This is a genomic window from Actinomadura sp. NPDC049753 (genome assembly GCF_040674655.1).
Classification (GTDB): Bacteria; Actinomycetota; Actinomycetes; order Streptosporangiales; family Streptosporangiaceae; genus Spirillospora; species Spirillospora verrucosospora.
Genome location: NZ_JBFARL010000052.1, coordinates 21,560 through 42,658, shown reverse-complemented (window position 1 = coordinate 42,658; position 21,099 = coordinate 21,560). Strand labels below are relative to the sequence as shown.

General features: G+C 72.5%; 26 protein-coding genes. 17 read left to right on the top strand and 9 right to left on the bottom strand.

Going from position 1 to position 21,099, the window contains the following annotated elements; genetic code table 11:
- The coding region (locus AB0K37_RS16445) for a BTAD domain-containing putative transcriptional regulator (protein WP_363981106.1) at nt 1–1,455 on the bottom strand (1,455 nt) is incomplete at its 3' end.
- Nucleotides 1,456–1,546: 91 nt separating this feature from the next.
- Between AB0K37_RS16445 and AB0K37_RS16440 the strand changes: the two genes are divergently transcribed.
- Nucleotides 1,547–2,419 (top strand): NAD(P)-binding domain-containing protein, encoded by an 873-nt coding sequence (locus AB0K37_RS16440; protein WP_363981103.1) that lies wholly within the window; start codon nt 1,547–1,549, stop codon nt 2,417–2,419.
- On the opposite strand, the gene AB0K37_RS16435 is transcribed toward AB0K37_RS16440, so the two are convergent.
- Complete coding sequence (locus tag AB0K37_RS16435; protein ID WP_363981100.1) at nt 2,394–3,737, bottom strand: HAMP domain-containing sensor histidine kinase; 1,344 nt, start codon at nt 3,735–3,737, stop codon at nt 2,394–2,396. The genes AB0K37_RS16440 and AB0K37_RS16435 overlap by 26 nt on opposite strands.
- A 231-nt stretch (nt 3,738–3,968) precedes the next feature.
- Between AB0K37_RS16435 and AB0K37_RS16430 the strand changes: the two genes are divergently transcribed.
- On the top strand, nt 3,969–4,484 hold the full coding sequence (locus AB0K37_RS16430; protein ID WP_363981097.1) for an ATP-binding protein: 516 nt from the start codon (nt 3,969–3,971) through the stop codon (nt 4,482–4,484).
- Here AB0K37_RS16430 and AB0K37_RS16425 read toward each other — a convergent pair.
- Nucleotides 4,468–4,623 (bottom strand): hypothetical protein, encoded by a 156-nt coding sequence (locus AB0K37_RS16425; RefSeq protein ID WP_363981095.1) that lies wholly within the window; start codon nt 4,621–4,623, stop codon nt 4,468–4,470. The genes AB0K37_RS16430 and AB0K37_RS16425 overlap by 17 nt on opposite strands.
- 339 nt (nt 4,624–4,962) lie before the next feature.
- Here AB0K37_RS16425 and AB0K37_RS16420 point away from each other — a divergent pair, with 339 nt between their 5' ends.
- The 3 genes from AB0K37_RS16420 (at nt 4,963) to AB0K37_RS16410 (ending at nt 7,460) form a co-directional block, all read left to right on the top strand.
- Entirely contained in the window at nt 4,963–5,910 is a 948-nt protein-coding gene (locus AB0K37_RS16420) for a DJ-1/PfpI family protein (RefSeq protein WP_363981092.1), read from the top strand.
- A gap of 6 nt (nt 5,911–5,916) precedes the next feature.
- Entirely contained in the window at nt 5,917–6,267 is a 351-nt protein-coding gene (locus AB0K37_RS16415) for a DJ-1/PfpI family protein (RefSeq protein WP_363981089.1), read from the top strand.
- 77 nt (nt 6,268–6,344) lie between these two features.
- A complete protein-coding gene (locus AB0K37_RS16410; protein ID WP_363981086.1) occupies nt 6,345–7,460 on the top strand; it encodes a hypothetical protein in 1,116 nt (371 codons plus the stop codon).
- Nucleotides 7,461–7,480: 20 nt separating this feature from the next.
- Here the strand turns inward: AB0K37_RS16410 and AB0K37_RS16405 are convergent, their stop codons facing one another.
- The gene (locus AB0K37_RS16405; RefSeq protein ID WP_363981084.1) at nt 7,481–8,386 is read right to left on the bottom strand and encodes an arginase family protein; all 906 of its coding nucleotides are present in this window, start codon (nt 8,384–8,386) and stop codon (nt 7,481–7,483) included.
- 106 nt (nt 8,387–8,492) lie between these two features.
- On the opposite strand from AB0K37_RS16405, the gene AB0K37_RS16400 reads away from it, so the two are divergent.
- The 3 genes from AB0K37_RS16400 to AB0K37_RS16390 all read left to right on the top strand — a co-directional run bounded on the left by AB0K37_RS16400 (nt 8,493) and on the right by AB0K37_RS16390 (nt 11,731).
- A complete protein-coding gene (locus AB0K37_RS16400) occupies nt 8,493–10,085 on the top strand; it encodes a CocE/NonD family hydrolase (RefSeq protein WP_363981082.1) in 1,593 nt (530 codons plus the stop codon).
- Between the two features lie 584 nt (nt 10,086–10,669).
- Nucleotides 10,670–10,921 (top strand): hypothetical protein, encoded by a 252-nt coding sequence (locus AB0K37_RS16395; protein ID WP_363981079.1) that lies wholly within the window; start codon nt 10,670–10,672, stop codon nt 10,919–10,921.
- 9 nt (nt 10,922–10,930) lie between these two features.
- Complete coding sequence (locus tag AB0K37_RS16390) at nt 10,931–11,731, top strand: hypothetical protein (protein WP_363981076.1); 801 nt, start codon at nt 10,931–10,933, stop codon at nt 11,729–11,731.
- Nucleotides 11,732–11,793: 62 nt separating this feature from the next.
- On the opposite strand, the gene AB0K37_RS16385 is transcribed toward AB0K37_RS16390, so the two are convergent.
- A complete protein-coding gene (locus AB0K37_RS16385; protein WP_363981073.1) occupies nt 11,794–11,985 on the bottom strand; it encodes a hypothetical protein in 192 nt (63 codons plus the stop codon).
- Nucleotides 11,986–12,089: 104 nt separating this feature from the next.
- Between AB0K37_RS16385 and AB0K37_RS16380 the strand changes: the two genes are divergently transcribed.
- The 6 genes from AB0K37_RS16380 to AB0K37_RS16355 all read left to right on the top strand — a co-directional run bounded on the left by AB0K37_RS16380 (nt 12,090) and on the right by AB0K37_RS16355 (nt 16,447).
- Nucleotides 12,090–12,404 (top strand): hypothetical protein, encoded by a 315-nt coding sequence (locus tag AB0K37_RS16380; protein ID WP_363981071.1) that lies wholly within the window; start codon nt 12,090–12,092, stop codon nt 12,402–12,404.
- Between the two features lie 83 nt (nt 12,405–12,487).
- Nucleotides 12,488–12,844 (top strand): DUF488 family protein, encoded by a 357-nt coding sequence (locus AB0K37_RS16375; protein ID WP_363981068.1) that lies wholly within the window; start codon nt 12,488–12,490, stop codon nt 12,842–12,844.
- A gap of 255 nt (nt 12,845–13,099) precedes the next feature.
- Nucleotides 13,100–13,537 (top strand): DUF4360 domain-containing protein, encoded by a 438-nt coding sequence (locus tag AB0K37_RS16370; protein WP_363981065.1) that lies wholly within the window; start codon nt 13,100–13,102, stop codon nt 13,535–13,537.
- 94 nt (nt 13,538–13,631) lie between these two features.
- On the top strand, nt 13,632–14,282 hold the full coding sequence (locus AB0K37_RS16365; RefSeq protein ID WP_363981062.1) for a DUF4360 domain-containing protein: 651 nt from the start codon (nt 13,632–13,634) through the stop codon (nt 14,280–14,282).
- 181 nt (nt 14,283–14,463) lie between these two features.
- Nucleotides 14,464–15,801: an NADP-specific glutamate dehydrogenase gene (gene gdhA / locus AB0K37_RS16360; protein WP_363981109.1), complete on the top strand. Its 1,338-nt coding sequence runs from the start codon at nt 14,464–14,466 to the stop codon at nt 15,799–15,801.
- A 142-nt stretch (nt 15,802–15,943) separates the two neighbouring features.
- Nucleotides 15,944–16,447 carry a potassium channel family protein gene (locus AB0K37_RS16355; protein WP_363981059.1) on the top strand — a complete coding sequence of 168 codons (504 nt, stop codon included), beginning with the start codon at nt 15,944–15,946 and terminating at the stop codon, nt 16,445–16,447.
- 96 nt (nt 16,448–16,543) lie between these two features.
- Here AB0K37_RS16355 and AB0K37_RS16350 read toward each other — a convergent pair whose 3' ends face one another.
- Nucleotides 16,544–17,242 carry a hypothetical protein gene (locus tag AB0K37_RS16350; RefSeq protein ID WP_363981056.1) on the bottom strand — a complete coding sequence of 233 codons (699 nt, stop codon included), beginning with the start codon at nt 17,240–17,242 and terminating at the stop codon, nt 16,544–16,546.
- Nucleotides 17,243–17,362: 120 nt separating this feature from the next.
- Between AB0K37_RS16350 and AB0K37_RS16345 the strand changes: the two genes are divergently transcribed.
- Nucleotides 17,363–17,680 (top strand): DUF6191 domain-containing protein, encoded by a 318-nt coding sequence (locus AB0K37_RS16345; protein ID WP_363981053.1) that lies wholly within the window; start codon nt 17,363–17,365, stop codon nt 17,678–17,680.
- Nucleotides 17,681–17,733: 53 nt separating this feature from the next.
- Here the strand turns inward: AB0K37_RS16345 and AB0K37_RS16340 are convergent, their stop codons facing one another.
- Nucleotides 17,734–18,354 carry a TetR/AcrR family transcriptional regulator gene (locus tag AB0K37_RS16340; RefSeq protein ID WP_363981050.1) on the bottom strand — a complete coding sequence of 207 codons (621 nt, stop codon included), beginning with the start codon at nt 18,352–18,354 and terminating at the stop codon, nt 17,734–17,736.
- Between the two features lie 85 nt (nt 18,355–18,439).
- On the opposite strand from AB0K37_RS16340, the gene AB0K37_RS16335 reads away from it, so the two are divergent.
- Both AB0K37_RS16335 and AB0K37_RS16330 read left to right on the top strand, forming a co-directional pair.
- Nucleotides 18,440–19,213: an SDR family oxidoreductase gene (locus tag AB0K37_RS16335; RefSeq protein ID WP_363981047.1), complete on the top strand. Its 774-nt coding sequence runs from the start codon at nt 18,440–18,442 to the stop codon at nt 19,211–19,213.
- Entirely contained in the window at nt 19,210–20,199 is a 990-nt protein-coding gene (locus AB0K37_RS16330; RefSeq protein WP_363981044.1) for a pyridoxal-phosphate dependent enzyme, read from the top strand. Before AB0K37_RS16335 ends, AB0K37_RS16330 begins: the two co-directional genes overlap by 4 nt.
- Nucleotides 20,200–20,236: 37 nt before the next feature.
- Here the strand turns inward: AB0K37_RS16330 and AB0K37_RS16325 are convergent, their stop codons facing one another.
- Complete coding sequence (locus AB0K37_RS16325; protein WP_363981041.1) at nt 20,237–20,539, bottom strand: nuclear transport factor 2 family protein; 303 nt, start codon at nt 20,537–20,539, stop codon at nt 20,237–20,239.
- A gap of 33 nt (nt 20,540–20,572) precedes the next feature.
- Nucleotides 20,573–21,037 (bottom strand): nitroreductase family deazaflavin-dependent oxidoreductase, encoded by a 465-nt coding sequence (locus AB0K37_RS16320; protein WP_363981038.1) that lies wholly within the window; start codon nt 21,035–21,037, stop codon nt 20,573–20,575.
- Nucleotides 21,038–21,099: the final 62 nt, after the last annotated feature.

Here is a 21,099-nt window from a genome sequence, read left to right as displayed (position 1 = left end):
GCCCGCCAGCACGCGGAAGCGGTCGTCCAGCCGCGCCGCCAGCTCCCGCGCTCCGAGCGCGCGGACGCGGGTCGCCGCCAGCTCCAGCGCGAGCGGCACCCCGTCCAGGCGCCGGCAGATCGCCGCGATCCACGGCGCCGTGCCGGCGTCGAGCGCGAAGCCGGGGGCCGCCGCGGCGGCCCGCGCGACGAACAGCCGGACCGCGCTCGACTCCCGCAGCGCGTCCGGCGCGGTCTCGTGCCCGGGCAGGTCGAGCGGCGGGACGGCCTCCAGCCGTTCACCGGCGATCCCCAGGGGCTCCCGCGACGTCGCGAGGACGCGCAGCCCCGGCGCGTCGGCGAGCAGCCGCCCGGCGAGCTCGGCGACGGGTTCGAGCACGTGCTCGCAGTTGTCGAGGACGAGCAGCGCCCGCCGCCCCCGCAGCGCCTCCGCGAGCGGGGCCCCGCCGGACTCCTCGCGGAGCCCCAGCGCGCGGGCGACCTGCTCGGCCACGTCGCCGGGCGCGGTCAGCTCGACCATCCACACCCCGTCGGGGTGGTCGGCCATCGACCGGGAGGCGATCTCCACGGCCAGCCGGGTCTTGCCGACGCCGCCCGGCCCGGTGAGCGTCACCAGCCGGTGCCCGGCCAGCAGGGCCCGGCCCCGCTGGACCGCGTCCTCGCGCCCGATCAGCTCGTCGAGCGCGGCGGGCAGCCGGGGGGCCGGCCGCGGCGGCGGGGCGGGGCCCTCCGCGAGCATCGACCGGTGGAGCTCCGCGAGCTCGGGGCCCGGGTCGGCGCCGAGCTCCTCGGCGAGCCGCTCGCGCAGCGCGTGGTAGCCCGCGAACGCCTCGCCCTGCCGGCCGGCCAGGTGGAGGGCGCGCAGGTGGAGGGCGTGGAGCGGCTCGCGGAGCGGATGGCGGGCGGCGGGCGCGGCGAGTTCGGCCGCCACCGCCGCGTGCTCGCCGAGCTCCAGCCGGGCCCGCGCGTGCCGCTCCAGTGCGACGAGCCGCCCCTCCTCCAGTTCGATGATCGCGGCGCGGGCGAACTCGGCGTCGGCGAAATCGGCGAAGGCGGGGCCCCGCCACAGCGCGAGCGCGTCGCCGAGCAGCCGCTTGCGGGCGAGGGGATCGGCGGCCTCGCGGCCGAGCGCCGCCGCGAACCGCGCGGCGTCGACCGCCTCGGGGGCGGCGTCGAGCGCGTAACCGGGCGGGCGGGAGGCGACGAGGCTCCGGCCGCCCGGCTCGCCGTCCTCCAGCGCCTTGCGGAGCTGCGAGACGCGGGCCTGGAGCGTCCCGAGCGGGTTGCGGGGCGGCCGGTCGCCCCACAGCGCGTCGATCAGCCGATCGACGGACACGGGCTCTCCGGGCCGGGTGAGCAGGACGGCGAGCAGCGTCCGGACCTTCGCCTCCGGCACGCGCACGGGCGCCCCGGCGTCCGTCCACACCGCGAGCGGCCCCAGCACCCCGAAACGCACGGCGTCAGGGTAGTCGCCGCTACGGACAGACCCGCAGCACGTCCGTAGCGCCTAGGACGAGGGTGGAGGAAACACACACCCAGGAGGACATGTGAAGTCTCCAGTGACCGTCATCGGTCTCGGACCCATGGGCGCGACGATGGCCAAGACCTTCCTCGCGAACGGCCGCCCGACCACGGTCTGGAACCGGACGGCGTCCAAGGCGGCCCCCTTGGTGAAGGACGGCGCGACCCTCGCCCCCACCGCCGCCGATGCCCTCGCGGACGCCGAGCTGGTCGTCGTGAGCCAGACCGACTACAAGGCGATGTACGACTCACTCGACGGCGCGGACCTCAAAGGACGCGTCATCGTCAACCTCAGCTCCGGCAGCCCCGGCGAACTGCGCCGTGCGAGCGATTGGGCGTCCGAGCGGGGCGGCGTCCTGCTCACCGGCGGCATCATGGTGCCTCCGCCAGGCATCGGGCAGCCGGGCGCGTACGTCTTCTACAGCGGTCCGGAGCAGGTACTGGACCGCCACCGCGATGCCCTGGGCGAGCTAGGGGACGTCACCTTCGTCGGTGAGGACCCGGGCTTGGCGATGCTCTACTACCAGTCGCAGCTCTACCTCTTCTGGTCGACCCTGACCGCCTACATGCACGCCGTGGCCATGCTGGGCAGTGCGGGAGCCTCCGCCGAGGAGTTCCGCCCGTTCGCCACGTCCCTGCTGCTCGACCTGGCGGGCGACGGGCCGATGGGCTTCGTGAAGCACCTCACGGGAGAGATCGAGGCCGGCGTCTACCCGGGCGCCGACAACACCCTGCGGATGCAGGCCGTCGGCGCCGACCACGTCGTCGAGGCCGCCCGCGAAGCCGGGATCGACGTCGCGGGCCCGACCGCCCTGCGGAACCTGTTCTGGCGTGCCGTCGACGCCGGTCACGGCGAGGACGGGCTGTCCAGCGTCATCGAGGCGGTTCGCCGCCCGTGACCAGCGGGAGGCGCAGGACGAACCGGGCGCCCGCGCGGGAGTCGGCGATGCGCAGGGAACCGCCGTAGATCTCGGCGATCTCGCGGGCGATGGGCAGCCCGAGACCGGTGCCCTGGGGATCCCGGACGCGCGACTCGCTCAGGCGGGCGAAGCGCTCGAAGACGCGTTCGCGGGCCTCCTCGGGGACGCCGGAGCCGTCGTCGAGGACCTCCACGACCGCGTCGCCGCCGTCGCGCGCCACGGTCACCTCGATGCGCGACTCGGCGTGCCGCTCGGCGTTGCCCAGCAGGTTGCCGAGCACCCGGCTCAGCCGCACCGGGTTCGCGCGCACGACCGCGCCGGGCTCCAGCCGCGTCCTGATCGGCACGTCGCCGGCCCGCAGGCCGACCTCCCGGCGGACCAGGGCGGCGAGGTCGACCGGTTCCACGGGCTGCGGGGCGCGGGCGTCGAGCCGGGACAGCTCCAGGAGGTCGGCGACGATGTCGTTCAGGCGCCGCGTGTCGCGGAGCGCGGCGCGGACCATCGGCTTCCAGTCGGCGTCGTCCGGCTCGCCGAGGGCGACCTCCAGCCGCGTCTGGAGGCCCGTGATCGGGTTGCGCAGGTCGTGGGAGGCGTCGGAGACGAAGCGGCGCTCCCGGGTCGCCGCCTCCTCCAGCCGGTCCAGGGTGGCGTTGACCGTCTCGGCGAGGTCCTGGATCCTCCCGCCCCCCTGCGGGACGGGCACCCGGTGGTCCAGGCCCCGCGCGTCCAGGTCGGCCATCTCGGAGCGGATGATGTCGACCGGGACGAACGCCTGCCCGATCGTGTGCCACGTCCACCACGCGATCAGGCTGAGCAGCGCGACCAGCAGGCAGAAGAGGGCGACGGGCAGCAGCCACACGTTCAGCAGGCCGGGCAGCGGTGCCGCGGCGATGACCATGACGTCCGCGCCCCACGGGGACGTGCGGATGCGGAGGCCGAACGCCCACACGCACGCCCTCGGGAAACGGGGGCAGACCCGCTGGTCGATCAGCAGTTCGCCCCGCGCGAGGTCGGCGGTCGCGAGCGCGGGGCGTCCGCGGATCGCGTCGCTGGCGGCCACGACCTTTCCCTGCGGGGTGACCACCTGCACCATCTGCGCCTCGTCCGGGCGGACGTCGAGGATGCCGGGGTTGCGTCCCCTGGAGAGGTCGAACGCGATCCGTTCGGCGGTCCGCTCCGTCCGGCGGCCGACCCTGTTCTCCGCCCAGTCCCGCGCCAGCAGCAGCATCAGGACGAGCGCCAGCACCAGGATCAGCGCGGACACCGAGACGGTGATGAGCGTCGCGCGTCCCCGCACCGAGAAGAGCAGGGGCCTGCCCCAAAGGCGGGAGGGACGCCGCCTCCCCGCCGTCACAGTGGATTCCCGGAACCGTGCACACCGTCACTCTAAGTGACGTGATGTGAGATGCTCGCACCGCGTGCGGCACCGGTACAGGCGCCGTGAACAGGACAAGGGCCGCGATCCGTACTTCGAGGGTGACGGGCTGTCTTCCGGACGTGAGGGCGGCCGGGACGGGGAGGCGGTGCTGTGGTCGGGACGCGGGACCGTGTGGTGATCGGCGAGATCACGTTGCCGGGCGTGCGGCGGTCGGTCAGGTGCGCGCGGGGCTTCGTCCGGAACGCGGCGGCCGGTCATCCCGCCCTGGACGACATGGTGCTGGTGGTGAGCGAGACGGTCGCGAACGCGATCGCGCACACGGCGTCCGGGCTGGAGGGCGGGCTGGTGAGGGTCGCCGTCCTGGCCGGGGACGGCGGGTACAGGCTTGAGGTCGCCGACGAGGGCGCGGCCGGCGGGCGCCCCCGTGTGAAAGGCGGGCATGCCGACGACGAGCAGGCGGGAGAGGGCGCGGAGTCGGGACGCGGGATGCGGATCGTGGAGGCGCTCGCGTCGCGGTGGGGGTTCCACGCGGACGGCGTCCGGACGGTGGTGTGGGCGGAGTTCCCGCCCCGGGAGGCCCTGCCCGCCCCGGGAGTGCCGCAGGCCCCGGCCGCCGCGGTGGAGCGGGGCCGGGGCCGGGGGGCGCCGGTCAGCGGCCCCGGTTGAGCTGCCGGGTCGGCATCTGACGGGCGTTGCGGCGGTTGTTCGCGAAATTCGCCGACCTGGGGTCGGAGTTCTTTCGCTTGCCCTTCTTCCGGGCTTTGGCGAAGGGGTCGCTGTTCATTTCCTGGTTCATGGCACGCATGAAGGAACCACCTCCGGGCACGTCTGAATTCGGCCGTGAAAGGCCGCGAAAAGGTGTGGCAGGGCGCGCCGCATCGCCGCAGGACACAGACGTGTCATGCGGGGAGGAGCGCGATGGAGAGAGACGGGAGCGGGCCTGCGGCAACGCGGGGGGCGGCTCAACCGGAGAAGTATCAAAGCTTCATGCGGAACAGTTAGCCATAACCCCGGGCGGTGTGTCAACCATTAATTCCCGCCGGGCGCGGGCCCGAAGGCGGGAAAGCGGCGATACGAGCGGGTGGCGTGATGTGTGGGGTGCCCGTCGTGGACGCCATGGGAACCCCGGTGCCAGCCTGGAGCCATGCGCGTCGCCTTCGTGATCTATGACGGCTTCCAGATCCTGGACCTGACCGGCCCGCACGAGGTGTTCGAGGCCACCGGGCGGTACGAGTGCCTGGTCGTCGGCCCGCGCCCCGGGCCGGTGACGGCGTCCGGCGGGATCCGCGTCGATGCGCCCTGCGGCACGGACCTCGCGCCCGAGACCATCGACACGCTGGTCGTGGCGGGCGGCGTCGGGGTCGACCGCGCGCGGAGCGACGCCGCGCTCGTCGGCTGGGTCGCGCGGGCCGCGCGGACGGCGCGGCGGGTCGCGTCGGTGTGCAGCGGCGCGCTGCTGCTCGCCGAGGCGGGGGTTCTGGACGGACGGCGGGTCACCACGCACTGGGGCCGGGCGGAGCAGCTCCGCGCGGAGTACCCCGGGCTCGCCGTGGACTGCGACCCGATCTTCGTCCAGGACGGGCACGTGTGGACGTCGGCGGGCGTCACGGCGGGGATGGACCTGGCGCTGGCGCTCGTGGAGGACGACCACGGGCGGGATGTGGCGCACGCGGTGGCGCGGGAGCTGGTGATGTTCCTCCGGCGGCCGGGCAGCCAGTCGCAGTTCAGCGTCCCGCTGTGGTCGGCGCAGCCCGCGACGGACCCGGTCCGCGCGGCGGTGTCGTCCGTCCAGGCGGATCCGGGCGCGCGGCACACCATCGCCGACCTGGCCGAGCGTTCCGGTCTCAGCGCGCGGCACCTGCAACGCCGGTTCACCGCCGAGCTGGGCGTGCCGCCCGCCGCGTACGTGGAGCGTGTGCGGATCGAGGCGGCCAGGCGGGCGCTGGCGGAGGGGGACGAGCCGGTCGAGACGCTGGCGCGGCGGCTGGGCTTCGGAACGGGCGAGACGCTGCGCCGGGCGTTCCACCGGCATGTCGGCGTCGCGCCGACGGACTACCGGGTTCGCTTCAGAGGAACGAGGGAGTACGCATGACCACGTATGGGCTGCTGGTGTTCGAGGACGCCGAGAGCGAGGGTCGCCGAACAGGCCGATTGGGTGACGAGCGTGTGCACCGGGTCTTTCCTGCTGCATGCCGCAGGTCCGGCCAAGGGACGTAGGGTCGCGACCCACTGGGCCTCCGAGGACGCTCTGGAGGCACGCGGGGACGTGACCGTCGTCCGGGACGTGCGCTACGTCGTCGACGGCAACCTTCTCACGAGCCAAGGAGTGTCGGCCGGGATCGACATGGCTCTCTGGCTGGTCGGACGCATCCACGGCCGCGACCACGCGCGCAAGGTTCGTCGCTACATCCAGTATGAGCCCGCGCCCCCGTACCTGGCGGACGAGTAGTGGTCCGGGGTGACGCGATCGGAACGAACATTCGGTCAAACCGGTGATGATCTTCGCTTATCGGCATAATCACCCGAATGGCGATGTCGCTTCCGGTACGGTTCCGCAGCGATGGGGTGCGGGTGGCGGTGGAGACCGACCCCCTGCACGCCCCGCTGCGCGACTTCCTCATCAACGACCTGGGCGAGGACGTCTCCGCGATAGCGCGCGCCCAGGGACGGCTGAGCGACGGCGCGGTCCGGCCCTGGCAGGAGCATTACCGCTACCACCGCCTCGACTTCGACGGCACGACCGTGCACGTGCGCGACGTCGCCGGATGGGCGTCCTGCGACCTCGAACCGGCCGTCCTGCGCCGGTGCCTGGACGAGTACCTCCACCAGGTCGGCGCCCTCAAGAGCCGCCGCAGCCTGGAGCGCGAACTCGGCGGGCAGGGCAACGGCGAGCCGATGGCGGCGTCCCTCGCCCTCGGTTCGGTCTCCCGGCGGACGCAGGGATGGGGCCTCGTCCAGACCCCGCGCGCCGTGCTGGAGGATCTGGCCGGGCTGACCCCGCACCCCGACGCCTGCCTTCCGCACGGCGTCATGGAGACCGGCTCCGGCGCCTGCTGGGCCGACCTCGCCGTCCTGGACGAAGCGGGCAAGCGCCTGCGCGGCGGCACCAAGACCTTCATGCCGAAGGGCATCGAGGCGGAACGCATCATGGGCGAACTTGGAAACGCCCTGACCAAGGCCCGCTTCCTCGACGGGATCCCCGGGGCGTGGGCGGGCACGGTCGCGGGAGTGCCGGTGCACGGCTACGTCGATCCGGATGCCGTCCTACGGCTGCCCTGCCAGCCCATCGAGATCGGCGGCGTCGTCCGGCGCGTCAAGGTGTTCTTCCCCGAACTCGCCGATTCCGGTGTCGACCTGGCCGCCGCCGCGGCCGGCGCGAGCGAGTTCACGCCATCGGTGCACGGACCACGGCACGTCCTCACGGCCTTCCTGCTCCACGACGTGCAGAGCCATCGCCACCATCTGGAAGTCGTCCGCGCGGCACGTCCCGGCTGGGAGCACACGGGCAACGCCTGCCACATCCGCATGGACGTCCAGACCGTCCGCCTGGAGCACCTCTGGCTGCCAGGACACGCCTGCGAGCTCCCGACAGGCGAGTTCGCCGGCGTCCTCTACGAATACGAACGCCTGACGGCCCCCTGACCCCGGGGGCGGCGACAGGTCTAGGAGAGGGCGGCGACGAGCGTGTCGGTGAGGGCCGCGCCGGCCATGCCGTCCGGATCCCGTTCCGGGTCGTAGATGGCCACGTGCAGGCCGACCGCGCGCGGGCTCGCCGCCAGCGTCCGCAGGACGGACGTCAGCTCCTCGAACGACAGGCCGTCCGGGTTGGGGGAGTCGACAGCCGGCATGACGCTCTTGTCGAGGATGTCGGCGTCCAGGTGGATCCAGTACCCCTCGATCGGGGCGGCCTCCAGATGCGCCCGGGCCCCTTCGGCGGCCGCGTCCGCGCCGTGCTCGCGGATGTACTCGATCGGGAAGCGCCGCACGCGCGAGGCATCGAAGGCGTCCAGGTCGAACAGCTCGAAGTCCTCCGGCTCCCGCTGGACGCCGATGTGCGCGACGTGCTCCTCCTCCACGTAGGGGCGCAGCCCCCCGACGTCGGTGAGGGCGGCCGGGCCGTGCCCGGTGACCAGGCCGAGCGCCGTCCCGCCGGCCACCAGCCGGCCCGCGGCGGCCGCGGGGTCGCGCCGCGGCGAGTAGTCGTCGTGCCCGTCCAGGTGCGCCAGCCCGTACACGCCGCGGCGGCGCAGCGCGAGCATCGGGCCGAGCAGGATGCCGCAGTCGCCGCCGAGCACGACCGGGAAGTCGCCGCGGTCCAGCACCTCGCCGACGCAGGCCGCGAGCCGCTCGGTGTAGTCGACGAGGCCGGGGCCGTTCAGGTAGCCGGTCTCGTGGTCCGGGCCGAACACGTAGGGCGGCGGGTCCACCCGGCCCGCGTCCTCGGCCCGCAGGCGGCCGACGACGCCGTGGCCGCGCAGCGCGCGTGCCAGCCGCCGCACGCCGGGCTCGTGCCCCTCGCGCGGCGGACGGAGCCCCAGGTTGGACGGTGCGTCGAGCACTGCGATCATTCTTGCAATCTAGAACATCGGGACGACCCGGCACATCGCCCGGCAGCCTGAACATCGGGAAAAGCCGGAACATCGGTGAACCGCCGGAACAACGGGAAGGCGTTCGATGACCGCATCGGGACGACTCGTCGACCGCCTCCTCGGTCTCCCGGAGTCGCCGTCCCCCCACGTCGAGTCGGCGCGGAACCTGCGGGTGCCCATGCCGGACGGCGTCGTGCTCGTCGCCGACCTGTACCGGCCGCGCGGCGCGGGACCGCTGCCCGTCGTGCTGCTGCGCACCCCGTACGGCAAGCGGCAGGCCGTGGTCCGGCTGTTCACCGGCGTCCTGGTCCGGCGCGGGTTCCAGGTCGTCGTGCAGAACGTGCGCGGCGTCTTCGGCTCCGGCGGCGAGTTCCACGCCTTCCACGACGAGAAGGACGACGGCCTGGCCACGCTCGGGTGGCTCCGCGCGCAGCCCTGGTGCGACGGCAGGGTGGCGATGGTCGGCGCCAGCTACCTCGGGTTCACCGAGTGGGCTGTCGCGCCCTACGCGGACCCGCCGCTCACCGCGATGGGGGTGGGCATCACCGCGTCCGAGTTCGCCAGTTCGTTCTACCCCGGTGGTGCGCTCGCCCTGCACAACACGCTCGTCTGGTCGTCCTTGATGGGGACGCAAGAGGGCAGAAGGCGGCCCTTCCACAACAGGCGCGTGAGGCATGCGATGCGGCACCTGCCGGTAGGCGAGGCCGACCTGGCGGCCATCGGACGTCCCGAATCGTTCCTGCGCGAGGTCGCGGCTCATGCCGAGCCGGGTGACGGCTTCTGGAAGGCCACCGACCACAGCGCCGCCGTTCCCGCGACCACCACGCCCACCACGATGGTCACGGGCTGGTGGGACCTTTTCCTGCGCGGCCAACTCAGGGACTTCGCCGCACTGCACGCGGAGGGACGCCAGGTCCGCATCACCATCGGGCCCTGGGGACACGATGCCAAAGCCCTTCGCGCGACGCTCCACGACCAGGTCTCCTGGCTGAACGCCCACCTGAACGGCGACAAGGCCCAACTCCGCAGGGCGCCGGTAAGGCTGCACCTGCAACAGGCCAACACCTGGCTGGACTTCGACCAATGGCCCCCGCCCGAAACCAAGCCCACGCCGCTCTACCTCTCCCACGGCCTCGTTTGGGACGAGCCTGACGCGGCCCCTGCCACGTTCACCTACGACCCCTTCGACCCGACCCCGAACGTCGGCGGCCCGCTCCTGTCACCGGGCAAGGGAAGGCAGCGCGACAACGCCCCACTCGAACGCCGCGACGACGTGGTCGTCCTCACCGGCGCGCCGCTGCCCGAGGACCTCGACGTGATCGGACCCGTCTCGGCGACGATCCACGTGCGCACCAGCACCGGGCGAGGCGACCTGTTCGTCCGCCTCTGCGACGTCGACCGGAGCGGCGTCTCCCGCAACGTCACCGACGGCGTCCTGCGCATCACGTCCACCGGGACCGTGCGCGCCGAGATCGAGATGCATCCGACCGCGTACCGTTTCCGGCGCGGCCACCGCCTCCGCGTCATGCTCGCGGGCGGTGCGTTCCCCCGATTCGCCCGCAACCACGGCACCCGGGAGCCCGCCGGGCAGGCCGTCGCGTCCCGCCGCACCCACTTCGAGATCCTCCGCGACGCCGCCCACCCCTCCGCCGTCCACCTCCCTCTCTGGAGACCCTGACCTGGGCGAGGGGCCGGGGACCGCCTGACCGCCGCCCAGCGAGCCGAACGCTCAGCGTGTTCCGTTCATCGCACACGGTGGTCCGCTCGTCGACAAGGCCGGGCAAAGCCGCGTTGCGCCGACGGGCCCCTCGCTACGTTCTTCACATCCGCCGGACGGTCGCGCGAGGCGCTTCGGGGGGAGCGGCTCGGTTCCGCGTCCGCGCCGGGACCGCGACGGCGGAACGGGGGGAGAGGGGTCACTCGGGGGGAGTGGCCCCTCCATCCGTTTCCAGGCTCTGAACCGGCAGCCGGCCGGCGGACGCCCCGGCGTGTCGCGAGCCGCGAGGCCCGGCGGCGCGGGTCGGGCGCCGCCGAACAAATGGGGATCTCCCCTCGCGGGCCTCGCGGCGTACTGTCGCCAATTCAGGTAAAGGCGTCCCCGCATTTGTTCCAGCGTCTCGTGCGACGCTTCAAAGAAACGTAGATCATAGGGTCCGGAGGACGTGTCCGATTTGGCGGAGAACGGTGGATTCGCGGGCCCGGATGGAAAAATTGACCCCAAGAGGTTCGACTTCGGGGCACGGCTGCGGAATGGTCTCCCGCATGGATCCAAGAATTCGAGCCGCCGGCAGGGCGTCGGGCCCCGTCAAGTGGCTGCTGGCCTTTCTCGGCGCCCGCGAGAAGGCGCTGCGCACGCACTCCGGGAACGCCTCCGGCCCGGCCGAGTGGCTGCTGGTCTTCCTGGAGGTCGAACGCGCCGGGCTCGCGGCCCGGCAGCGCCCGGCCGCCCTGCCGTCCCGGCGCGGCAGGAACGAGGAGCCACCGTTCGGCCGGCTGTCCGCCCGCAGCGCGTAAAGGAAGATCATGACCATCGAGATGCTCCTCGCCGCCCTCATCGGCGGCGCGATCGGCTTCGCCGAACTCGTCGCGCGCTACCGCGACCGGCCCGCCGCGGCCCTGCTCTCCCCGGGCGGGCTGCTGTTCGTCTTCGTCAACGCCAGCGCGTCGATCGTCGCGCTGATCGCGGTGACCGCCTCCGGCTGGACGTTCGGGCTGCCTCCCACCATGCCCCCGGCGAGCCTCGTGGTCGTCCGGGTCATCGCCGCCGGACTCGGCTCCGCGGCGGTGCTGCGCATGTCGTTCGCCCCCGCGCAGGCCCGCGGCGCCGGCACCGGCCCCGTCGCCCTCCTCAGCGGCATCCTGCGGATCGCCGACGGCGAGCTGGAGCGCAAACGCGCGCTCAGCAGGCTGTCGCACGACGACCTGGCGGGGCTGTCGTTCGAACGCGACCACGCGGCCCTCGCGGAGCTGTGCTGCCACCTCATGCGGGAGTTCGACCTGGCCGAGGCCCAGCGGCTCGGCGGCCTGGCGGCCGAGCTGAGCGGCCGCGAGGACCTCACCGACGCCGACAAGCTGGACTGCTGGGGGCTGGAGCTGACGCGGCTCGTCGGCGAGCGCGCCCTCCGGCAGGCGGCCCGGCGGCTGCGGGACCGGCCCCGCGTCGAGGCCCGCCCGGCGGCCGAACCCGACCAGCGTCCCGCCGCCCCGGCGCACGACCACGACTACCTGGCCGAGACCGCGCCGCGCCCCTCGGTCGCCAAGACCTCCCGCCTCGCGCCGAGCGCGAACGGCAGGGCGGAACGCAAATCGTTCAGCGACGCCTGACACCCCGTGATGTACCGGTGCGCCCCTGGCAGGGCGCACCGGTGTCTTCTCCGGCGCGCCCGCTATTTCGGCCGGACGGAAAGGGCCGCCTCGGAATCGTCGCGCGCCTCCAGCGCCGCCGCGATGCGGTGCAGCGCCTCCGCCATGGAGACGAGCGCCTGCACCTGCGCGGCGGCCATGAGATTCCCCGGCGAGGGATCGGCGGCCTGGGCCTCCGCGGCCGCCTCGCAGGCCTGCTGGTTCCACCAATGCACGTACCGATTCTATTCGGTGCCGCGAATGCGGCCCATTGCGCCGCGCCGCCCCGCGGCCGGCACGGAAAAGGCTTTGCCGGCACCGGAATTGAAAGGACCCCGCCGTGAGCACCGAACCCCGCGCCGCCCCGCCCGCCGGCCCTCCGCGCTGGACCGGGAAGCCGGTTCGGGGACTGACCGCCGGGGAACTCGCCGAGGCCCTCGAATACCTGGAAAGGCACCGTCCCGACGACGACGTCCTCGGCCGCGCCCTCGCCGGCGAGTTCGCCCGCCGGACGGCCGCCGCCGAGTTCGCCCGCCGCGCCGCCGCCGGCCGCGGACCGGCCACCGGAGAGCCCCGTCCCGCCTCCCCGGATGTCGACGGGCCGCCCCGCCCGCCCCTGACGTCGCCGCCGGGACGTCCGCGAACCTCGCAGTGAGCCAGACCGCCCGGAGGGGGCCGGCGCACGCACGGGGGCATGGGGCTGAGCGTCACTTCCGTGACTCGGGGTATAGACGCGCCATGGACGTACGGCTGCGCAGGGTGTACGAGTCGCCGTCGGCCGAGGACGGCGCGCGGATCCTGGTCGACAGGGTGTGGCCACGGGGCCTGTCGAAGGACAAGGCCCGCCTGGACGAGTGGGAGAAGGACGTCGCCCCCTCCACCGAACTCCGCAAGTGGTACGGCCACGACGCCGACAAGTTCGAGGAGTTCACCCGCCGCTACGACGCCGAACTGGCCGAGCCTGAACGCGCCGCGGCCCTCGACCACCTGCGGGAACTCGCCCGGCAGGGCACCGTCACCCTGCTCACGGCGACCAAGGAGATCGACCGCAGCCAGGCGGCCGTCATCGCCGCCCGGCTCCGTGACCCCTCCTGACGCGCTCCTCGCGCATCCTTGATCGCGCCCCGCTTCTACCGTTTCTGGAAGTCGCGCGTTGATTCTCTGTTCATCGGGATGGAACGCTCCCTTTCGATGGCGCCCTCGAAGGGCCGTCATTGGACGTTCCATCCCTCCTGATCAAAGGCCCTGAAAAGAGGTCTTTCACCTTCCCGGTCTCGCTGAAAAGAAGTGAAAAAGCGGCGATTGACCCCTCTGAACAGGCGAGTTCACGCTCCCTTTGCAAGCGACTACATGGCGCAGGCGGGCGGTTCCTCCGGCCCGACCGACTTCCGGAGGAACTGCCAGATCAGCATGAAGGTCCACGTCCCCCAGGGCTTCACCTACGCGATCTCGTCCACCGACTACCGCGGCTTCGCGTCCCTGGAACCGGGCGCCTCCGCCGTCGAGAAGGCGAGCTACTACTTCCAGGGAATGTCCCAGACCTCTGCCGTCTCGCACACCCTGAAAGGCCAGTACGCCGACAACTGGCAGTTCACCGACACCAATGAAGTGGCGCAGCTCGTCTACAAGCCGTGCGGCGAGGAGCGCAATTTCAACGTCAACACGGAACTGCGGGTGCTCAAGGGATCCTCGGACCCCGCGAAGACCAGCTTCATCTCGATGGACTCCACCGACGGAAGCATCAAGACCACCTACCACTTCGCCTGGAAGCAGTGCCCCCCGTGGTGACGGCCGTCCCCGGCCGTGGCCACCGGCGCCGAGCGTGACCACCGGCGCCGAGCGTGCCGGCTTCGATCCAGCCCCGAGTAGAGGAGAACAACCCATGCGCACAGGACTGTCCGTCCCGGCGGCCTGCCTGGCCGCCCTGGCGCTCCCCCTGGCCGCCGTGCCCGCGGCCGCCGCGGCGGCGGACCCGCCCCCGCCCGACCGGATCGTCATCGACGTCAACACCGTGAACGGGTCGGGCTGCCGCGCGGGGACGACCGCGGTGGCGGCGGCGAGCGACAACACCGCGTTCACCGTCACCTACAGCGACTACCTGGCCCAGGCCGGAGGTGGCTCCAACCCGACCGACTTCCGGAAGAACTGCCAGATCAACCTGAACGTGCACGTCCCGCAGGGCTTCACGTACGCGATCGCGGGCGCCGACTACCGCGGCTTCGCGCACCTGGAGGACGGCGCGTCCGGGATGGAGAAGGCGAACTACTACCACCAGGGCATGGCGCAGACGACGCCCGTCAGCCACACGATCCGCGGCGGATACTCCGACAACTGGCAGTTCTCGGACCGCACGGACGTCTCCGAACTCGTCTTCAAGCCGTGCGGCGAGGACCGCAACTTCAACATCAACACCGAGCTGCGCGTGTACAGGGGCACCTCGGACGCCGCGAGGACCAGCTTCATGGCCTTCGACTCCACCGACGGGAGCGTCAAGACGACGTACCACTTCGCGTGGAAGAAGTGCCCGGGCTGATCCGCCCGTCGCGCCGGGCCGCGTCCCCTGCCAGGCAGGACGCGGCCCGGCCGCCGTCCGGGAGGGGGCGCTGCGGCGGGGCGTCCCGGCGGAGTCCGGGACGGGTTCTAGAGTGAGGGGGTCTCAAGGAAGGATCCTCACCATGCCCCTCGCCTCACGCCTGCCGGCCCCGCCCGAGACCATGGCCGTCCTGGAGGAGACCTACGCGGGGGTGCTGCGCCGCGATCCCGGCGAGGCCGAGTTCCACCAGGCCGTGCACGAGGTGCTGGAGTCCCTCGGCCCGGTTCTGGCCGCCCGGCCGGGCCTCGCCACCGCCAAGCTGGTCGAGCGGGTGATCGAGCCGGAGCGCCAGATCATGTTCCGCGTCCCGTGGCAGGACGACAACGGGGAGATCCACGTCAACCGCGGCTTCCGCGTCGAGTACAACGGCGCGCTCGGGCCGTACAAGGGCGGCCTCCGCTTCCACCCCACGGTGAACCTCGGCATCGTCAAGTTCCTCGGCTTCGAGCAGATCTTCAAGAACGCGCTCACCGGGCTCGGCATCGGCGGCGGCAAGGGCGGCAGCGACTTCGACCCGCACGGCCGCTCCGACGCGGAGGTCATGCGCTTCTGCCAGTCGTTCATGACCGAGCTGCACCGCCACGTCGGCGAGCACACCGACGTCCCGGCCGGCGACATCGGCGTCGGCGCCCGCGAGATCGGCTACCTGTTCGGCCAGTACCGCCGCGTCACGAACCGGTGGGAGGCCGGGATGCTGACCGGCAAGGGCATGCTGTGGGGCGGCTCCGCGGTCCGGACCGAGGCGACCGGCTACGGCAACGTGATGTTCACGGCCGAGATGCTGCGCCGCCGCGGCGAGGACCTGGACGGCCAGCAGATCGTCGTCTCCGGCTCCGGCAACGTCGCGATCTACACGATCGAGAAGGCGCAGCAGCTCGGCGCCAACGTCATCACCGTCTCCGACTCCGGCGGCTACGTCGTGGACGAGAAGGGCATCGACCTCGACCTGCTCAAGCAGGTGAAGGAGGTCGACCGGGGCCGCGTCTCCGACTACGCCGACCTGCGCGGCTCCTCCGCCCGGTTCGTCCCGGGCGGCCGGGTGTGGGACGTCCCCGCCGACATCGCGCTGCCGTCGGCGACGCAGAACGAGCTCGACGCCGACGCCGCCGCGATCCTCGTCCGCAACGGCGTGAAGGCCGTGTCGGAGGGCGCCAACATGCCGACCACCCCCGACGCCGTGCGCGTCCTCCAGGAGGCGGGCGTCGCCTTCGGTCCCGGCAAGGCCGCCAACGCGGGCGGCGTCGCGGTGAGCGCGCTGGAGATGCGGCAGAACGCGAGCCGCTCCTCCTGGCGCTTCTCCCAGGTGGAGGAGGAGCTGCTGGCCATCATGACGAGCATCCACGACACCTGCTACGAGACCGCCGACCGGTACGGCGCCCCTGGCGACTACGTGGTCGGCGCCAACATCGCCGGCTTCGAGCGCGTGGCCGACGCGATGCTCGCCCAGGGCCTCATCTAGGGAGCCGCCACCGCCCGGAGGCGCCCGCCGCCTCCGGGCGCTCGCCTCCGGGCTTGCCGGAGGGCTCAGGGAAGTCGGTCCTGGGCATGGACGGAGAGTGACCGCGCAATCGCGAAGAGGCCGCTTCCGTCCCCTGGTCCAGGTGGCGGTGCGCACCACGCTGATCACGGTGGCTCTGATCGTCGTCTACTTCACGGCCCCGTTGAACAGGTCGTTCACGGTGGTGACCGGCGTGGTGCTGACCGTGGCGCTGCTCGCCCTCGGAGCGCTCGTCGCGTGGCAGGCGAGGTCGATCGCGCGCTCGCGCTCCCCGAGGCTCCGCACCGTCGAGTCCCTGGGGACGACCGTCGCGCTGTTCCTGCTGGTGTTCGCCTCCAGCTACCGGCTGATGAGCCACGACACCCCGCCCGGCTTCTCCGAGCCGCTGACGCACATCGACGCCCTGTTCTTCACCATAACGATCTTCACCTCGGTCGGTTTCAGCGACATCGTCCCCGTCTCGCAGACGGCCCGCGCCCTGACGGCCGTCCAGATGCTCGGCGACCTGGCCTTCCTGGGCCTCGTGGCCAAGGTCTTCCTGGAGGCGATGCGACGAGGCGTCGAACGCAAGACGGGCGAACCCCCCGAGGGCGGTGAAGACCTCTGAGAGCCGTCAGCGGCAGCGCCTACAGGCCGTCGTCCCCCAAGCGCAGATCCGCGAGCCGCGGCGAAGGCTCCGTGAGCCCGCTGTCGCCGGACGTCGTCACTGGTCCTGGACCAGCCAGGTGAGCCGGAGCTCACGGGCCGTCCGCGCCGCCAGCTCGTTCAGCTGGTCGGCCTCGGGCCCCGGGGGGAGCTCGGCGGCGTAGGCGGCCGCCGCTGCCGCGGTCTGGGGACGAGCGCCGAGCGCGGCGCGCAGGTGGTACGACCTGCGCAGCTGATCGAGCCCGGTCCCGTCGCCGTTCTCCAGCGCCAGGGCCCCCAGGTGCCGGATCGCGTAGGACTCCAGCAGGAGGTCTTCGTCCTTCAGCGCGGAGTCGAGGGCCTCGGTGTAGTGCGCCTTCGCCCGCTCCGAGTCGTCGTCGAACCTCTCGACGACGATGCCCGTCCAGAACGTCGCCCAGCTCGCGACGCGTTCGTCCTCCACCGAGGCGGAGAGCCCGGCACGCGCCCGCGCCTCGTCGTCGGGGCGAGGGTCGAGCTCGAAGAGCAGGCGGGTGCAGGCGAGCTGCGCGTCGTAGAACCCCGCGAGGGCAGGATCGTCCTGGGACAGCGCGGCGACGGCGTCCTCGGCCTCGGCCGCCTTGTCGAGCCGCCAGAAGAACCTGTCGGTCAGAACCTCTGCCCGTAGCGCCCCCGACTCGGCCGCCGGTGATTCCAGCGCCGGATCCCAGAGCCCGGCACGCATCAGAGACCGTGCGGCGCTCACGGCGTCGCCAATGTAGGTGGCGTTCAGGTTCATGGCGCCTACTATGAGGATCGGCAAGTAGGTAGTCAAGGCCGGCATGCCCCCTACATAACCGTGCCGCCGCTTACTGGACGGAGACCGCAACCGTCGTGCGGGCACGTTCGTTGGAGACGCGTGGCATTCATCGGCTTCATGACGATCCCTGGGCTCGTTATCGGACTGGTCGCCTTCGCCGCCCTCGATCGCGCGGGCCTGTGGGCGCACCGCAGGTTCCGCCTGCCGTGGAGAAGGGACGAGGTGGGGCGCCCGATCTCGGCGATCGCCGTCGGGGAACTGGACGCCTTCTTTCACGGCACGCACCGCCACCAGCAGGAACAGCGCCGCTCCTCCCTCATCCTGCGGGACGAGGAGAACGACGGTGCGCCCCCGCGAAGCCGCATAGATCTCGACGCCGGAACCGCCGTCGTGCGGCGTCCGCTCGACTCCGCCTGAGCGACTCGGCCGCGGGACGCGGAGGGTCGCCATCGCTTCGGCCGGGCGGGGGCTCAGCGCGCTTGTGGCGCGGGCCATGCGGCGAGGGCCAGCTCGGCGATCTCGGTCAACTCGGCCGCCGAGGCTCCGTCGCAGGCACGCTGTGACATGCCCTGGATGATGGCGGCGAAGTACGAGGCCATGGCGCGGGGATCCGTCGCGGCGGGCAGCTCGCCGGCCTGCCGGGCCGCCTGGAGGCGGGACTGGAAGACCTCCAGGTTCCTGTTCCGCAGATCGCGCAGGAAGGCCGCCACCTCGGCGTCCTGAGGGGTGACGTTGGTGGCCGCGCTGATCGTCAGGCAGCCCGCCGGGTGGGACGGGTCGGCGTAGTTGGCGGCCGCCTCGCGCAGGATCCGGGCGAAGGCGCCGTAGGCGGTGGGCTCCTCGTCGAGGGCGACGCCCATGAAGGCGCCCACGGGGGATCGCCCGTAGCTGTGCACCACCTCCTTGAACAGTGACTTCTTGTCACCGAAGGCCGCGTAGAGGCTGCCGGGCCTGATGCCCATCGCCTCGGTCAGCTCGCCGACGGAGGTGGCCTCGTAGCCGCGCTCCCAGAACAGCCGTGTGGCCGCGGTCAGCGCCGCGTCACGGTCGAACGCCCTCGGCCGTCCTCGCTTCGCCCGTGTGTCACTCACCCCCCCATTCTAGAGCGAACGCTCAAGAAGTCGTGCTACCTTTTTTTTTGAGTCATCGCTCAAGAAAGAGAGAGGGGTCGCAACCATGGACGCACGCGCTCTTGAGGGCAAGGTCGCGCTGGTCACCGGCGGGAGCCGCGGCATCGGACGGGCCATCGCGCAGCGCCTCGGCCGGGACGGAGCCACCGTGGCCGTCGCCTACGCCCGCGACGAGGCGGCCGCGAACGAGGTGGTCGAGCGCATCCGCAAGGACGGCGGCCGGGCCTTCGCCCTGCGGGAGGAGCTGGGTCGCCACGGTGACGCGGCCCGCCTGTGGGAGGCCTTCGACGCCCATGTGGACGAGCACGCGCCGGGCGGGGGCGTCGACATCATCGTCAACAACGCCGGCATCGGCCGCAGCTCCGACCTGGCCTCGCTGACCGAGCGCGAGTTCGACGAGGTCTTCGCCGTGAACGTCCGCGCACCGTTCTTCATCGTGCAGCAGGGGCTGCCGCGGCTGCGCGACGGAGGCCGGATCATCAACATCTCCAGCGGCGTGTCCCGCATCGCCATGCCGGAGATCGTGGCCTACGGCGCCACCAAGGGCGCGCTCGACAACTTCACCCTCAACCTCGCCAAGGAACTGGGCCCCCGGGGCATCACGGCGAACTCGGTCGCGCCCGGCATCATCGACACCGACGTCAACGCGGGCTGGCTGCGCGCCGATCCGCAGGCCGAGGCCCGCGCGGCGTCCCTGGCCGCGCTGGGCCGGATCGGGCAGCCGGAGGACGTGGCCGACATCGTGGCCTTCCTCGCCTCCGACGACGCACGCTGGGTGACCGGACGGGTGATCGACGCGACGGGCGGCTCCGGGCTGTGAGTCCTCCGCCGGGGACGCGGCTCGACATGGCCCGGATCCGGGCGGCCCGCCAGGTGATCGACCCGGTCTTCCTCGACAGCCCCCGGTACCGCTGCGAGGCGCTGGAGCCCGACCTCGGGTGCGCGGTGACCGTCAAGCTGGAGACGGCGAACCCGGTCCGCAGCTTCAAGGGCCGCGGCACCGAGCTCGTCGCCGCACTGCTCGACGAGAACGGCCCGCGCGCGGCGGTGTGCGCCAGCGCGGGCAACCTCGGCCAGGCCCTCGCCTGGTCCGGGCGCGGCCGGGGCCTCGACGTCACCGTCGTGGCCTCCCGCTTCGCGCCCGCGGCCAAGCTCGACCGCATCCGCGCGCTGGACGCCAGGCTGGAGCTGGTGGACGGCGACTTCGACATGGCGCGCGAGCGGGCGGCGGCCATCGCGCGGCACGACGGCATCCGGCTGGTCGAGGACAGCCTGGACATCGAGACCTGCGAGGGCGCGGCGACCATCGGTCTGGAGCTGGTGGACGCCGCGCCGCCGTTCGACGCCGTTCTGATCGCTCTCGGCGGCGGGGCGCTGGCCACCGGTGTCGGCCATGTGCTCAAGTCCCTCGCGCCCGGGGTCGAGGTGATCTGCGTCCAGCCGTCGGGCGCGCCGGCGATGACGCGTTCCTGGCACCGGCGGCGCGTCGTCACGACCGAGTCGGCCGACACCATCGCCGACGGCGTCGCCGGGCGGCGTCCCATCCCGGACGTCCTGGACGACCTCCTCCTGGTCGCCGACGACGCGGTCCTGGTCGAGGAGGCGTCGATCGTCGCCGGAATGCGGAGGCTGTTCGAGCATGCCGGCCTCGTGGTCGAACCGTCGGCCGCGCTCGGCGTCGCGGCGATACTCGAAGACCGCGACCGCTTCGCCGGCCGGCACGTCGTCACGATCGTGTGCGGCGGCAACGTCGACCTGGACGCCCACCGCCGCTGGACCGGCGCGCCCTCCGGCCGCGAGCCGTGACGCTCGTGGCCGGAGGCCGTCGAGCCGGCGCGATCCGTCAGTCCGTCCGCAGCCAGGCGAGCATGATCTCCACCTCGCTGAAGCGCCAGCCCTTCGCCGTGCGCGCGAGGGTGCCGGCGATCCGCATGCCGCTCGTCTGGTGGGGCGCCCGGCCGTCGCGGTAGTAGTGCACCAGCGAGTTCGCCGAGACGGACGCCCGGTCGCCGTCGACGTCCGCCAGCAGGTCGGTGGTCGTGTGCTGGGTGTGCTCCCCGTCGACCGGGGACCGCCGAAGGAAGTCGGCGACCGTGTCGATGCCGCGAGTAGCGCCAACTATAGAGTTTCTCGTTGGTGGTGCCAACGAAATCCGGAGCGGCCGAGGGCGCCTGGCGGGTCAGCGGCGGGTGAGGCGGACGACGGGGTACCGGCGGTCCGACTTGCTCTGGTACTTCGCGTAGCGGGGCTGGGCGGCGGTGATGCGCTCCCATGCCTCGTCGCGGTCGGCGCCGTCGAGGCGGTGCGGCGTCACCGGGACGGCGTCGCCGCCGGCCGGCTCGATCGTCGCCCGCTCGGGGCGCGCCATGAGGTTGGCGTACCAGTCCGGGTCCTGGCTCCCGCCGCCGGACGCGACGACCAGCCAGGCGTCGTCGCCGTCGGGGAACCACGACACGGGCGTCTCGCGCGGCCGCCCGCTCCGGCGGCCCACCGTGTTCAGGACCAGGACGTCCATGCCCATGAACTTCCCGCGGCCGCGCCGGATCTTGCGCGCGATGCGGGCGTTCATCGTCTGCTGCAGCCACCGCGACACGGCCCCGGGCTGGCCGCTCTTGCGGGCTTTCACCTGCTGATTCCGTGCCATCGCCTGCCTCCGGTCGGCGGTGCTGGTATCCGTTGACTTCACGCTAGGCGCGGCCCGGTCAA

What these genes read in the sequence shown, in the direction of transcription:
- AB0K37_RS16425 (WP_363981095.1), bottom strand. Translation starts at nt 4,623, where the DNA reads ATGCGTGCCATGAACCAGGAAATGAACAGCGACCCCTTCGCCAAAGCC.
- AB0K37_RS16420 (WP_363981092.1), top strand. Translation starts at nt 4,963, where the DNA reads ATGCGCGTCGCCTTCGTGATCTATGACGGCTTCCAGATCCTGGACCTG.
- AB0K37_RS16415 (WP_363981089.1), top strand. Translation starts at nt 5,917, where the DNA reads ATGGGCTGCTGGTGTTCGAGGACGCCGAGAGCGAGGGTCGCCGAACAG.
- AB0K37_RS16410 (WP_363981086.1), top strand. Translation starts at nt 6,345, where the DNA reads ATGGCGATGTCGCTTCCGGTACGGTTCCGCAGCGATGGGGTGCGGGTG.
- AB0K37_RS16405 (WP_363981084.1), bottom strand. Translation starts at nt 8,386, where the DNA reads ATGATCGCAGTGCTCGACGCACCGTCCAACCTGGGGCTCCGTCCGCCG.
- AB0K37_RS16400 (WP_363981082.1), top strand. Translation starts at nt 8,493, where the DNA reads ATGACCGCATCGGGACGACTCGTCGACCGCCTCCTCGGTCTCCCGGAG.
- AB0K37_RS16395 (WP_363981079.1), top strand. Translation starts at nt 10,670, where the DNA reads ATGGATCCAAGAATTCGAGCCGCCGGCAGGGCGTCGGGCCCCGTCAAG.
- AB0K37_RS16390 (WP_363981076.1), top strand. Translation starts at nt 10,931, where the DNA reads ATGACCATCGAGATGCTCCTCGCCGCCCTCATCGGCGGCGCGATCGGC.
- AB0K37_RS16375 (WP_363981068.1), top strand. Translation starts at nt 12,488, where the DNA reads ATGGACGTACGGCTGCGCAGGGTGTACGAGTCGCCGTCGGCCGAGGAC.
- AB0K37_RS16370 (WP_363981065.1), top strand. Translation starts at nt 13,100, where the DNA reads ATGGCGCAGGCGGGCGGTTCCTCCGGCCCGACCGACTTCCGGAGGAAC.
- AB0K37_RS16365 (WP_363981062.1), top strand. Translation starts at nt 13,632, where the DNA reads ATGCGCACAGGACTGTCCGTCCCGGCGGCCTGCCTGGCCGCCCTGGCG.
- gdhA (WP_363981109.1), top strand. Translation starts at nt 14,464, where the DNA reads ATGGCCGTCCTGGAGGAGACCTACGCGGGGGTGCTGCGCCGCGATCCC.
- AB0K37_RS16350 (WP_363981056.1), bottom strand. Translation starts at nt 17,242, where the DNA reads ATGAACCTGAACGCCACCTACATTGGCGACGCCGTGAGCGCCGCACGG.
- AB0K37_RS16335 (WP_363981047.1), top strand. Translation starts at nt 18,440, where the DNA reads ATGGACGCACGCGCTCTTGAGGGCAAGGTCGCGCTGGTCACCGGCGGG.
- AB0K37_RS16320 (WP_363981038.1), bottom strand. Translation starts at nt 21,037, where the DNA reads ATGGCACGGAATCAGCAGGTGAAAGCCCGCAAGAGCGGCCAGCCCGGG.